An 11,072-nucleotide genomic window follows, 5' to 3' on the forward strand; every position below is an offset into this window, starting at 1 on the left:
TCAAACACGGACGGCCAGGGTGTCCGCATCACTGATCACCCGTCCGGCCGCGGCCAGCGCCCGGCGCAACCGCAGCGGCAACGCGGTCATGTGCCGGTGGGTGGCCGCGTCGTAGCACTCCGGCTCCGCCGTCAACCCGGCCAGCCTGCGCTCGATCAGCTCCTCGGTCAGCGCCGCCGGGTCCAGGCCGTCACTGGCCAGCACGAAGCCCCACGGGATGCCGTAGGCGGGCACGGCCAGGCTGTAGGGCAGCACGTGCCGGAACACCGAGCCCAGGGTGCTGGCCACGCTGGCGAAGAACTCCGGATCCAGGAAGTTCGCCGGCCCGGCCTGGGTGACGAACACCCCGTCCGGACCGAGTTTCGCCTTGACCTGGCGATAGAACTCGCGGGTGAACAGGGCCGGGGTTGGCGAGCCCTCGACCGCGTCCGGCAGATCGGCCAGCACCAGGTCGAAGCCGCCCGGCTGCTGTTCGAGCAGGCCGCGCGGATCGCCGAACTCCAGGTGACAGCGTGGATCCAGCTGCGCGCCGCGGTGCATATGCGGCAGGTGCGTCAGCGAGTGCCGGTGCAGTTCCGGGTCGATGTCCAGCTGCACCACCGAGGTCAGCTCCGGCATCGCGCACAGCCGGTGCAGCACCCCGCCGTTGGCCCCGCCAAGGCAGAGCACCCGGCGGGTGTGCGGCAGCAGGCAGTAGCCGGGCAGCAGCAACGCCTCGTGGTAGGCCGCCTCATCCGCCTCGGTGGACTGCACCCTGCCCTCGATCACCATCGCCCGGCCGTAGCCGCCCAGCTCGACGATCTCGAAGGCCTGCCGGGCGGTGCGCCCGGTCGAAAGGACCGAGCGCACCGCGTGCACGTGACATTCAGCAGGACCGATGTACTCCTCGATCTGCTTGTCCCACAACGGTTTCATCGGGCAGTCGCGGTGATGAGGGCATAGCCGAGCTTGCCTGCCTTGGTCACCGCGTTCTCGTAGTCGGCCAGCCGCACGCTGGTCTCGAAGTACTCCGCCGAGGTCAGCGCGATGATCTCCGACTTCAGCTCGTGCCGGACGACCACCGAGCGGTCCTGCCAGTCCCGGAAGGTGGGCGTGAGGTCCCGCGCCACGTCCACCTCGAACCCGGCCCCGGACAAGGCTTCCCGGTACTCCGGCACCGTGTTCACCGTGGGACAGGCCCATTCCACGGTGAGCTGCCGCCACTCCTGCTCGGTCAGCTCCCCGGTACGCACCCGTTCCATGAACGCCAGCCGCCCACCGGGCCGCAGCAACTCGTGGCAGCGGGCGAACAACCGCGCCGGATCGAAGTGGCAGAACGCGCCCGTGCCGTAGATCCCGTCGAAGGGCTGGGCGAACTCGTGCCGGTAGACATCCCCGTGTGCCAGCGAGACCCGGTCCGCCAGCCCCGCCTCGGTCAGCCGCCGCGCCGCCTTGCGCAACGGGCTGGCCGCCACGTCGATGCCGGTGATCCGCCAGCCGAACTCACCGGCCAGGAAGGCGGCCACCGGTGCGGTGCCGCAGCCGATGTCCAGCACCGCCGAATCCGCGGGCAGGTCCATCGCGGCGGCCAGCGCGCGCAGTTCGGACGCGCTGTTGTCGCTGAACTGCCCGATGTACTCACCCGGCCCGTACACCCTGGGATACACCAGGTCGTGCACCAGGTTGTTGCCGGCCATGTCCTGGTCGTACAGCTCCGCGACCAGGGTGAAGTCCTCCGGCGCCGCTCTCGTCACAGCCTCTCCACAAGCAGCTCGATGGGGGCGGCCGAATCCGTGACCGGGACGCTCAGCGCGGTCCGGACGTTCTTCGGCAGCAGGAACATGTGGTGGTGGGTCTGCCCGTCGTAGAGCCGGGTCGGCGTAGGGCAGGTGCGGGCCAGCCGCTGGTCCAGCTCGGCCGGGCTCAGCGCCAGCGGATCCACCGAGCTGACCGCGCCGATGCCGGTCAGCCACACCGTGCCGTAGGACTGCGGGTAGCTGAGGTAGCCGTGCGCCTGCCCGAAGACCTGCTGGATCACCTGGAAGATCCGGGCCGCGAACTCCGCCGAGACCGGGCCGACCGACCCGCACCAGGACACGTACAGCCCGCGCCCGCTCAGCCGGGAGCGCACCAGCCGGATCGCCTCGGTGGCGAACAGCCTGCTCGCCGGGCTGCCGGGCAGGGGTTCGCTGAGGTCGTTGACGATCAGGTCGAACGGCTCGCCGCCGCCTGCCAGGTAGTCCAGCGCGTCGGCCACCACCAGCCGGTATCGCGGGTCGGTGCGAAAGCTCGTGCCCACCGCGGGCAGGTGCTCGCGGGCGATGTCGACCACGGTGGTGTCGATCTCCACCTGCACGACCTCGCCGACGCCGGGGTAGTTCAGCAGCTCGCGCACGATCCCGCCCGGACCGGCGCCGATGCACAGCACCCTGGCCGCCCGGCCGTCCAGCAGCTGCATGGCCGGGTGCACCATGGACTCGCTGTAGATGTACTCGTCCGCGGCCACGTGCTGGATCCGCCCGTCCAGGAACAGCCCGCGCCCGTAGGCCTGGGTCTCCAGCACCTCGATCCGCTGGAACTCGCTGTCGAGGACCACGACCTCCTCGGTCACCCGGTGGCAGTGCCGCTCACCAGGGGCGATCTCCTCGACGGTCCAGCGCTCAGCCACGCTCGGCAGTCCGGATCAGCGTGTGCGAGCCGTCCGGGTGCACCAGCACCTCACCCGGCTCGTCCTGGCCGAGGAACTGGGTGATCATCGAGTAGCAGTAGCTGCCCGCGTTGGCGAAGACCAGCACGTCCTCGGTGGCCAGCGGCGGCAGCGGCGCGCCCTTGGCCAGGAAGTCCCGGGAGTAGGTGGTGGAGCCGACCACGTCGGCGGGACGGTCCGCGGGCGGCTCGCCCGACCGGCCCAGCACACTCACCTCGTGGAACTCGCCGTAGAACAGCGAACGGGGGATCAGCGTGGCGCTGGAGTCGACGCAGACCAGGGACCGGTCCGGCCGGTTCTTCACATCCAGCACGCTGGTGCAGAACACCGCGGTGTCGCCGAAAAGCGCGCGACCGGGCTCCAGGATCAGTTTGATAGGGCGACATCGCTTCTGTGAATAGCTCGTGAACATCTTGCTGATCGCTTCGTCGTATTTGGCGTAGTCGAACTCCTCGATTCCGTCCTCGGTCACCGGGAAACCGCCGCCGAGGTCGACGTAGGTCAGGTCAGGGAAGAAATCGGACAGTTCGAGGGTACGAGCCACGCCCTGCATCATCGTTTCCAGGGAAACAATGTTGGTGCCGAGGTAGACGTGCGTGCCGGTGATGGTGAGCCGGTACTTGTCCGCGATCTTGGCGGCCACCTCCAGCTCGTTCTCCAGCAGCCCGATGCGGCTCTCCGCGCCGATGAAGACGTTGCCGAGGGAGTTCTCGTCGATGTTGAGCCGGATGCCGCAGCTGGTGCCCGGCGCGATCGAGCCGTACAGCTCAAGCTGGCCGAGCGAGTCCAGGTTCACCGCGACGCCCAGTCCGGAGATCAGCTCCAGGTCGGAGCGGCGGACGCCGGTCGAGGTGTAGATGATCTCCGAGGGGGCGAACCCGCAGTCCATGGCGAGCTTGAGGTGCCGCGCCGAGTTGACGAAGATCCCCATTCCGAGCCCGTGCAGCAGCTTGAGCAGCTCCGGGTTGTTGTTGGCCATCGAGGCGAAATGGACAGCCTTGTCCGGATAGGCCAGGCCGGTGAAGCGTTCGGCATTTCGCCTGATCAAGGACTCGTCGTAGAGGTAACACGGGGTGCCGTACTGGCTGACGGCAGCAGAGATCGATTTCTCGTCCATGGCAGGCTGCGGCCCTTTCGATAGTGAGGCTGCGTCGAGATATCGGCGGATTATTTGTCTAGCAGCGCCGAGTTGCCTGGGTCAATGCACGATTGGGCAGCCTCTGAGATCTGGCGAATTGACTATTCGGGGAATAGAACAACCCGCTTGGAGGAGTGCTCAACCAGTAAGCCGTAACGTCGTTAGCCCAGGCAGCGCAGCCCGCATAGTCATGGACCCGTAACCCTCAACCTGCTGTGCTACCGGCCATCAGGATGGCAGGATGCGCAGAACTTGCCCGGAAACTGACTACGAGGAGTGACACCGTGGCCCGTCGACCCAGACACCAGGTGCTCGCCCTGCTGCCGGCGGCAGCCCTGCTGCTCGCCGCGTCCGCGTGCGGCGGCGGTGGCGGCAGCACGGCCAATGGTGTGCCGCTTGTCGAGGCTGGAAAGATCAAGACCTGCACCCACCTGCCGTACGAGCCCTTCCAGTTCAAGGAGGGCAACAACGTCGTCGGGTTCGACGTGGACCTGGTGGATCTGGTCGCCAAGGACCTCGGCGTGAAGCAGGAGATCGTGGACGGCCCGTTCGACACGATCGCCTCCGGCCAGGACCTCAACATCAACAAGTGTGATGTGGCCGCGGCCGGCATGACCATCACGGACACCCGCAAGCAGAACTTCGACTTCTCCAGCCCGTACTTCCTGGCCACCCAGGCGCTGCTGGTCAAGAAGGGCTCCGGGATCACCAGCCTGGACTCGCTCAAGGGCAAGAAGCTGGGTGTGCAGGCCGACACCACCGGCAAGGTCTACGCGGAGAAGAACGCCGCGCCCGCCGGTGTGCAGCTGGTGACCTTCGAGGACCTCGGCCTGCTGCTGGAGTCGGTGAAGAACGGCTCGGTCGCCGCGGGCATCAACGACGACTTCGTGCTCAAGGACTACGCGCGCAAGACCCCCGACGTCGAGATGACCACGGCGTTCAACACCAACGAGAACTACGGCATCGGCGTCCGCAAGGGCAATGACGCGCTGCTGAAGAAGGTCAACGAGGTGCTGGCCAAGGCCAAGAGCGACGGCACCTACGCGAACCTCTATGAGAAGTGGTTCAAGGAGAAGCCGAAGCAGGGCTGACCCGACCGTCCGGGGCCGGTGCGTGATCCGCACCGGCCCTGTCTGTTTGCCAGGAGCTTGTGAATGTCAGGAAAGACCGGCCTCAGCCGGAGACAGCGCGCCCGGTTGTTCCGGGGCATCCAGTACGCCCTGCTCGTCGTCGTGCTCGCGGTGGTGGCCTTCTTCGCCAACTGGGAGAAGATCGTCACCTCGTTCTTCGACTTCGAGGTCGCGGCCCAGCTGTTCCCGAACATCATCGTCATCGCGCTGAAGAACACCATCGTCTACACCGCCCTGGGCTTTGCCTTCGGCATTGTCTTCGGTGTCGTGCTCGCGCTGATGCGGCTGTCCTCGGTTGGCCCCTACCGCTGGATCGCCACCCTCTACATCGAGTTCTTCCGCGGACTGCCCGCGCTGCTGGTCTTCCTCGCGGTCGGCTACGGCATCCCCACCGCCTTCCCCGGCACCCTGATCGACCGCATGGTGACCATCACGCTGGCGCTGGGCATCGTGGCCTCGGCCTACATGGCCGAGACCATCCGCGCCGGTATCAAGGCGGTGCCCAAGGGCCAGGTGGAGGCGGCCCGCTCGCTGGGCATGTCCCCGGCCCGCACGCTGATCACCGTGGTCATCCCGCAGGCGTTCCGGATCATCCTGCCGCCGCTGACCAACGAGCTGATCATGCTGGTCAAGGACTCCTCGCTGGTGTTCTTCATCGGATCCACGCTGGAGCAGCAGGAACTCGCCCAGTTCGGCCGTCAGGCGCTGAGCCAGTACAAGCTCATGACACCGTTCGTGGTCGCCGGCCTGTGCTACCTGATCATCACCATCCCGCTGTCGATCCTGCAGCAGCGGCTGGAGCGCAAGGCCAACACCACCGCGAAGGGAGGTCAGTGATGACCGGCGAACCAATGGTCGTGGTCACGGGGCTACACAAGAGCTTCGGGCCGCTGGAGGTGCTCAAGGGCATCGACCTCTCGGTGGCCCGCGGCGAGGTCGTGTGCGTGATCGGCCCGTCCGGCTCCGGCAAATCCACCCTGCTGCGCTGTGTGAACCTGCTGGAGCAGCCCACCTCCGGCCAGGTGGTGGTCAACGGGGTCGAACTGACCGACGACGACTGCGATCTGGACGGCGCCCGGATCAAGATCGGCATGGTCTTCCAGTCGTTCAACCTGTTCTCGCACCTGAGCGTGCTGGACAACCTCACCGTGGCCCAGCGCAAGGTGCTCAAGCGCGGCAAGGCCGAGGCCGAGCGGATCGCCCGGGAGAACCTGGAGCGGGTCGGGCTCTCGGAGAAGGTGCACGCGATGCCCGCCCAGCTCTCCGGCGGTCAGCAGCAGCGGGTGGCCATCGCCCGCGCGCTGTCGATGAACCCGGAGCTGATGCTCTTCGACGAGCCCACCTCCGCGCTGGACCCGGAACTGGTCGGCGATGTGCTCGGCGTGATGCGCCAGCTCGCCGATGAGGGCATGACCATGCTGGTGGTCACGCACGAGATGCAGTTCGCCCGCGAGGTGGCCGACCGGGTGCTGTTCATGGACGACGGCAACGTGGTCGAGGAGGGCCCGGCCGAGCAGGTCATCGGCAACCCCCGGCAGGAACGCACCCAGACCTTCCTGGCCAGGGTGCTGGATCCAACGCATCAGGGCCGCAGCGAGGCCTGACCCAGCACGACGGCGCGGCCGTCATACTGTCTACAGTGGACAGTATGACGGCCGCTTCGCCGTGTGTGGATGAACCTGTGGAATCTGTGGACAAGTGATCATGCGGGCCTGTGGATGGAGATACCGATGACCGATCTTGCGCTGGCCGTCGACGTGGGCGGCACCAAGATCGCCGCCGGTCTGGTGGACGGCTCCGGCATGTTGCTGCGCACCGCCCGCCGTCCCACCCCGGCGCACGACCGCGAGGCGGCCTGGGGCGCGGTCACCGAGGTGATCGAGGAAGCGCTTGCCGGGCCTGATGGTGCCGCGGTGCGCGGGATCGGGGTTGGCTGCGCGGGCCCGGTGGACACCACGCGCGGCACGGTCAGTCCGATCAACATCAGTGGCTGGCAGGACTTCCCGCTGCGGGACCGGATCGGCGCGCTGCTGCCCGGCCTGCCGGTGGCACTGGCCGTGGACGGCGCCTGCACCGCACTGGGCGAGCACTGGGCCGGGGCCGGCCAGGGCACGGACTTCATGCTGGGCATGGTCGTCTCCACCGGGGTCGGCGGCGGCCTGGTGCTGGGCGGCAAGCCGTTCGGCGGGCGCACCGGCAACGCGGGCCACATCGGGCACGTGGTGGTCGAGCCGGACGGCTACCCCTGCACCTGCGGCGGACGCGGCTGCGTGGAGACGGTGGCCGGGGGCCCGCACCTGTCCCGCTGGGCCCGCGAGCAGGGCTGGACCGGCCAGGACACGGTCACGCTGGCCGCGGACGCGCGCGCGGGCAATGCGCTGGCGCTGGCCGCCTTCGAACGCGGCGGGCACGCGGTCGGCCTGGCCATCGCCGCCGCGGCCGCGGTCTGCGATCTGGACCTGGTGGTCATCGGCGGTGGGGTGGCCGCGGTCGGGCCGCTGCTGTTCGACCCGATCCGCCGCTGCCTGGACACCCACGCAGGCCTGTCCTTCCTGGCCGGGCTGCGGGTGGTCCCGGCCACTCTGGGCGGGGACGCGGGACTGGTCGGCGCGGCCAGGCTGGTCAGCGGCTAGGCGCTGACCTCGTTGCCGCGCTGCGTCTCCTCGGCCTGCGAGGGCCGCCAGCCGTTGCCCTGCACCAGGTTGCCGAAACCCATCCACACCAGGTTCATCAGCCGCCCGGACATCGCCTTCGGCGTCTCTTGTGGATGGTCCAGCCACCAGTCGGCCAGCGATTCGCCGGCGCCGACCAGTCCGGCGGCCAGGGGTTCGGTCTGGCCCTCGGCGAAGGCGCCGAAGCCCTGCGCCCGCGCCGCGTGCTCCAGCAGCAGCCCGATCACCGAGATCGCCCGCCTGCGGCCCGCGGTCAGCTCGGCCGCGAACGGCTCCCCCTGGGTGCCTGCCTGCCGGTGCAGCACCCGCCAGGAGTCCCGGTTGTCCGCGACGAAGGCGAAAAAGCCCTGGATGCCGCGCCAGAGTTGCTCGCGCGGCGGCAGGCTCTCGTCCACCACCCCGGCGATCGCCTCCACCAGCCTGGTCGCCTCCCGCTGGATGCAGGCGGCGAACAGTTCCTCCTTGGCGCCAAGGTAGGCGTAGATCATCGGCTTGGAGATCCCGGCCACCTCGGAGATCTCGTCCATGGACGCGGCGTGATACCCGCGCTGGGAGAACACCGCCACCGCGGCGTCCAGGATCTGACGTTCCCGGACCGCTCGTGGCAGTCGTTTCGCGCGCGCGGGTCGGTCGCCGTTGGACTCAGCCCGGTTCTCGGTCATTGGCACCCCCGTTGACGTGACAGGAAGGGTACTCTTGTCAGGGAACCTACTCGAAAGTAGAGTTACTCCTCAGTAGGTAAGCGGGAGGTTTTGATGACGAACAGCGATCCGATCGCCGCCCTTGCCGAGGTCGATCCGAAGAAGATCAGCAAGGAGGAGTTCGTCTCGCTCCTCTCCGCCGCCTCCGAGGTGGCCAGCAGCGGGGAGGTCGTCGATCTCAGCGCGATGGACCCGCAGACCTTCGCCCGGCTCATCTCCCGGGCGTCCAAGGACCAGATCGAGGCCGTGATGGCCCGCCCCGAGCTGCGCGTGCGGGTGCTGGACGAGGTGTTCCGCCGGATGGAGGCGCACTTCAAGGCGGAGAAGGCGGGTACAGCCAAGGCGGTCGTGCACTGGCGGATCCAGACCGGCGAGGACTACGAGCGCTACGAGACGGTCATCGCCGAGGGCGCCTGTTCGGTGAACAAGGAGAACAAGGCCGAGCCCAGGGTGACCGTGACGCTGTCCCCTGCGGAGTTCCTCAAACTCGCCTCCGGCAACGGCTCCGCCCCGGTGATGTTCATGACCGGCAAGATCAAGGTGAAGGGCGACCTGGGGTTCGCGGCCGGCCTGTCCAACCTGTTCAGCATCCCCAAGGCGTGAGGGAGTAGCACCGGTGACCTTCTCACTGGAACTGAACGAGGAGCAGCGGGACCTCCGTGACTGGGTGCACGGGTTCGCCGCGGACTCGGTTCGGCCAGCCGCCGCCGAATGGGATGAGCGGGAGGAGACGCCCTGGCCGCTGATCCAGGAGGCGGCCAAGATCGGGCTGTACAACTTCGAGTCGCTGGCCACCTTCTACGCCGACCCCACCGGGCTCTCCCTGCCGATCGTGCTGGAGGAGCTGTTCTGGGGCGACGCGGGCATCGGCCTGGCGATCTTCGGCACCAACCTGGCGGTCGCCGGGATCTTCGCCGCCGGCACGCCGGAGCAGTTCGTGGAGTGGGTCCCGCAGTGCTTCGGCGAGGTGGACGACCCCAAGGTGGCCGCGTTCTGCTCCTCCGAGCCGGAGGCGGGCTCGGACGTCTCGGCCATGCGCACCCGCGCGGTCTATGACGAAGCCAAGGATGAGTGGGTGCTCAACGGCCAGAAGGCCTGGGCCACCAACGGCGGCATCGCCAACGTGCACGTGGTGCAGGCCGTGGTGGACAAGGAACTGGGCTCCCGCGGCCAGGCGGCCTTCATCGTGCCGCCCGGCACCAAGGGCCTGGTGGCCACCAAGAAGATCAAGAAGCACGGCCTGCGCGCCTCGCACACCGCCGATGTGTTCCTGGACGACGTCCGGGTGCCCGGCAGCTGCCTGCTCGGCGGCAAGGACAAGCTGGACGAGAAGCTGGCCAGGGCCAGGGAGGGTAAGAAGGGCGGCGCCCAGGCCGCGATGAAGACCTTCGAGCTGACCCGGCCGCCGGTGGGCGCGATGGCCATCGGCATCGCCAGGGCGGCGTACGAGTACGCGCTGGACTACGCCAAGCAGCGGATCACCTTCGGCCGCCCGATCATCGAGAACCAGTCCATCGCCTTCACCCTTGCCGATATGAAGATGGAGATCGACGCGGCCCGGCTGCTGGTCTGGCGGGCGGCCTGGATGGGGCGCAACGAGGCCAAGTTCGAGGCGGCCGAGGGCTCGATGTCCAAGCTGAAGGCCGGTGAGGTCGCGGTCTGGGCGACCGAGCGGGCGATCCAGATCCTGGGCGGCAACGGCTACACCCGCGAGCACCCGGTGGAGCGCTGGCACCGGGACAGCAAGATCTTCACCATCTTCGAGGGCACCAGCGAGATCCAGCGCCTGGTGATCGCCCGGCAGATCTCGGGCATGCACATCCGCTAGACCCCGGCCCGGGAGGACGTGGCCCCCTCCCAGGTCGAACCACGAAGCCCGGCTTCCCGGCAGGAGCCGGGCTTCGTGTTGTGTTCGGTCCCGGTGCGCTCAGTCGCTGTGCAGGGAGGCCATGAACGGGCAGCCGACCAGGCGGCGCAGTTCCAGGGACAGCTCGTGCTGGGTGGTCACCGACTTGGAGAAGGCCAGCCGCACGTCGTGGTCGCCGTCGGCCGCCTCCACCCGCAGCCGCAGCCCGAGCCGGTCCAGCCCCAGCGGCCGCACGTGCCCGCCGCGCAACTGCTCCGGGATGTGCCGGGCGAGCAGGTCCACCACATCCCGGTGGGACAGCTCCAGGTGCCGCAGCCAGTCGTCCTCCATCAGGCAGAACGGGTCCGGCTCGGCCTTGGTGTACTCCTGCGGGGTCAGCGAGCAGGTGCCCTCGGCGTCGGCCAGCACCAGCGAGGCAGGCACGAGACGCAACATGGTCGCCCCGTGCCCGACGTCGAGCAGCCGGGGATCCGGCCTGGTCACGGCTACCGACAGCGCCTCGGCGCGGGCCCCGCGCTCGTCCAGCGCCTGCAGGAAGCCGGTGATCCAGAGCAGTCCGCGCACCGGCTCACGCAGTCGCACCGGCGCCGGGTCGGTCAGCTCGACCATGGCGGTCAGCTCCCCGTGCGGGGCCTGCCAGGCCAGCCCGACCAGCTCGTGGTCCTCATCGAGCAGCAGCGAGGTCGACCCGTCCGCGTGCACGTGGTGCAGCAATGGCTCCACCCGCGGCGTCTCCCCCTCCACCGCGGGCATCAGCACTGCCTTGCCGCCTCGGACACCCATCGTCCTGGCCCGCTCTGCGGCCCCAGGCATCGGCGGGCGACGACTCTTGGTCTCCACGGATCACCTCCAACTTAGGCAAGGCTAACTTGAGTTCG

At 68.5% G+C, this 11,072-nt stretch carries 12 protein-coding genes; 6 read left to right on the forward strand and 6 right to left on the reverse strand.

Annotated features, from left to right (window positions below; genetic code table 11):
* The 4 genes from ACTOWY_RS26725 to ACTOWY_RS26740 are packed head-to-tail and all read right to left on the reverse strand — an operon-like array spanning window position 1 to window position 3,803.
* Window positions 1–915 carry a hypothetical protein gene (locus ACTOWY_RS26725; RefSeq protein ID WP_441312399.1) on the reverse strand — a complete coding sequence of 305 codons (915 nt, stop codon included), beginning with the start codon at window positions 913–915 and terminating at the stop codon, window positions 1–3.
* Window positions 912–1,733, reverse strand: a complete 822-nt coding sequence (locus tag ACTOWY_RS26730) for an SAM-dependent methyltransferase (RefSeq protein WP_441312400.1) — start codon at window positions 1,731–1,733, stop codon at window positions 912–914. Before ACTOWY_RS26730 ends, ACTOWY_RS26725 begins: the two co-directional genes overlap by 4 nt.
* On the reverse strand, window positions 1,730–2,647 hold the full coding sequence (locus ACTOWY_RS26735; protein WP_441312401.1) for a hypothetical protein: 918 nt from the start codon (window positions 2,645–2,647) through the stop codon (window positions 1,730–1,732). Before ACTOWY_RS26735 ends, ACTOWY_RS26730 begins: the two co-directional genes overlap by 4 nt.
* Complete coding sequence (locus tag ACTOWY_RS26740) at window positions 2,640–3,803, reverse strand: diaminopimelate decarboxylase family protein (RefSeq protein ID WP_441312402.1); 1,164 nt, start codon at window positions 3,801–3,803, stop codon at window positions 2,640–2,642. The genes ACTOWY_RS26735 and ACTOWY_RS26740 overlap by 8 nt, the downstream gene beginning before the upstream one ends.
* A 305-nt stretch (window positions 3,804–4,108) precedes the next feature.
* Between ACTOWY_RS26740 and ACTOWY_RS26745 the strand changes: the two genes are divergently transcribed.
* The 4 genes from ACTOWY_RS26745 (at window position 4,109) to ACTOWY_RS26760 (ending at window position 7,587) form a co-directional block, all read left to right on the forward strand.
* Window positions 4,109–4,915, forward strand: coding sequence for a transporter substrate-binding domain-containing protein (locus ACTOWY_RS26745; RefSeq protein WP_441312403.1), 807 nt, complete (start codon window positions 4,109–4,111; stop codon window positions 4,913–4,915).
* Between the two features lie 63 nt (window positions 4,916–4,978).
* Window positions 4,979–5,791 (forward strand): amino acid ABC transporter permease, encoded by an 813-nt coding sequence (locus tag ACTOWY_RS26750; RefSeq protein WP_247755113.1) that lies wholly within the window; start codon window positions 4,979–4,981, stop codon window positions 5,789–5,791.
* A complete protein-coding gene (locus ACTOWY_RS26755; protein ID WP_441312404.1) occupies window positions 5,791–6,558 on the forward strand; it encodes an amino acid ABC transporter ATP-binding protein in 768 nt (255 codons plus the stop codon). Before ACTOWY_RS26750 ends, ACTOWY_RS26755 begins: the two co-directional genes overlap by 1 nt.
* Window positions 6,559–6,684: 126 nt before the next feature.
* Window positions 6,685–7,587 (forward strand): ROK family protein, encoded by a 903-nt coding sequence (locus tag ACTOWY_RS26760; RefSeq protein ID WP_441312405.1) that lies wholly within the window; start codon window positions 6,685–6,687, stop codon window positions 7,585–7,587.
* Here the strand turns inward: ACTOWY_RS26760 and ACTOWY_RS26765 are convergent.
* Complete coding sequence (locus ACTOWY_RS26765; RefSeq protein ID WP_441312406.1) at window positions 7,584–8,288, reverse strand: TetR/AcrR family transcriptional regulator; 705 nt, start codon at window positions 8,286–8,288, stop codon at window positions 7,584–7,586. The two genes, ACTOWY_RS26760 and ACTOWY_RS26765, sit on opposite strands and share 4 nt — an antisense overlap.
* Before the next feature lie 93 nt (window positions 8,289–8,381).
* On the opposite strand from ACTOWY_RS26765, the gene ACTOWY_RS26770 reads away from it, so the two are divergent.
* Together ACTOWY_RS26770 and ACTOWY_RS26775 are read left to right on the forward strand one after the other, a co-directional pair.
* The gene (locus ACTOWY_RS26770) at window positions 8,382–8,930 is read left to right on the forward strand and encodes an SCP2 sterol-binding domain-containing protein (protein WP_441312407.1); all 549 of its coding nucleotides are present in this window, start codon (window positions 8,382–8,384) and stop codon (window positions 8,928–8,930) included.
* A 13-nt stretch (window positions 8,931–8,943) separates the two neighbouring features.
* The gene (locus ACTOWY_RS26775; RefSeq protein WP_185000922.1) at window positions 8,944–10,155 is read left to right on the forward strand and encodes an acyl-CoA dehydrogenase family protein; all 1,212 of its coding nucleotides are present in this window, start codon (window positions 8,944–8,946) and stop codon (window positions 10,153–10,155) included.
* Window positions 10,156–10,254: 99 nt separating this feature from the next.
* On the opposite strand, the gene ACTOWY_RS26780 is transcribed toward ACTOWY_RS26775, so the two are convergent.
* The gene (locus tag ACTOWY_RS26780; protein ID WP_247755118.1) at window positions 10,255–11,007 is read right to left on the reverse strand and encodes a DUF2470 domain-containing protein; all 753 of its coding nucleotides are present in this window, start codon (window positions 11,005–11,007) and stop codon (window positions 10,255–10,257) included.
* Window positions 11,008–11,072: the final 65 nt, after the last annotated feature.

Source organism: Crossiella sp. CA198, assembly GCF_052078295.1.
GTDB lineage: Bacteria > Actinomycetota > Actinomycetes > Mycobacteriales > Pseudonocardiaceae > Crossiella.

What these genes read in the sequence shown, in the direction of transcription:
- ACTOWY_RS26780 (WP_247755118.1), bottom strand. Translation starts at nt 11,007, where the DNA reads ATGCCTGGGGCCGCAGAGCGGGCCAGGACGATGGGTGTCCGAGGCGGC.
- ACTOWY_RS26755 (WP_441312404.1), top strand. Translation starts at nt 5,791, where the DNA reads ATGACCGGCGAACCAATGGTCGTGGTCACGGGGCTACACAAGAGCTTC.
- ACTOWY_RS26760 (WP_441312405.1), top strand. Translation starts at nt 6,685, where the DNA reads ATGACCGATCTTGCGCTGGCCGTCGACGTGGGCGGCACCAAGATCGCC.
- ACTOWY_RS26765 (WP_441312406.1), bottom strand. Translation starts at nt 8,288, where the DNA reads ATGACCGAGAACCGGGCTGAGTCCAACGGCGACCGACCCGCGCGCGCG.
- ACTOWY_RS26770 (WP_441312407.1), top strand. Translation starts at nt 8,382, where the DNA reads ATGACGAACAGCGATCCGATCGCCGCCCTTGCCGAGGTCGATCCGAAG.
- ACTOWY_RS26740 (WP_441312402.1), bottom strand. Translation starts at nt 3,803, where the DNA reads ATGGACGAGAAATCGATCTCTGCTGCCGTCAGCCAGTACGGCACCCCG.
- ACTOWY_RS26725 (WP_441312399.1), bottom strand. Translation starts at nt 915, where the DNA reads ATGAAACCGTTGTGGGACAAGCAGATCGAGGAGTACATCGGTCCTGCT.
- ACTOWY_RS26750 (WP_247755113.1), top strand. Translation starts at nt 4,979, where the DNA reads ATGTCAGGAAAGACCGGCCTCAGCCGGAGACAGCGCGCCCGGTTGTTC.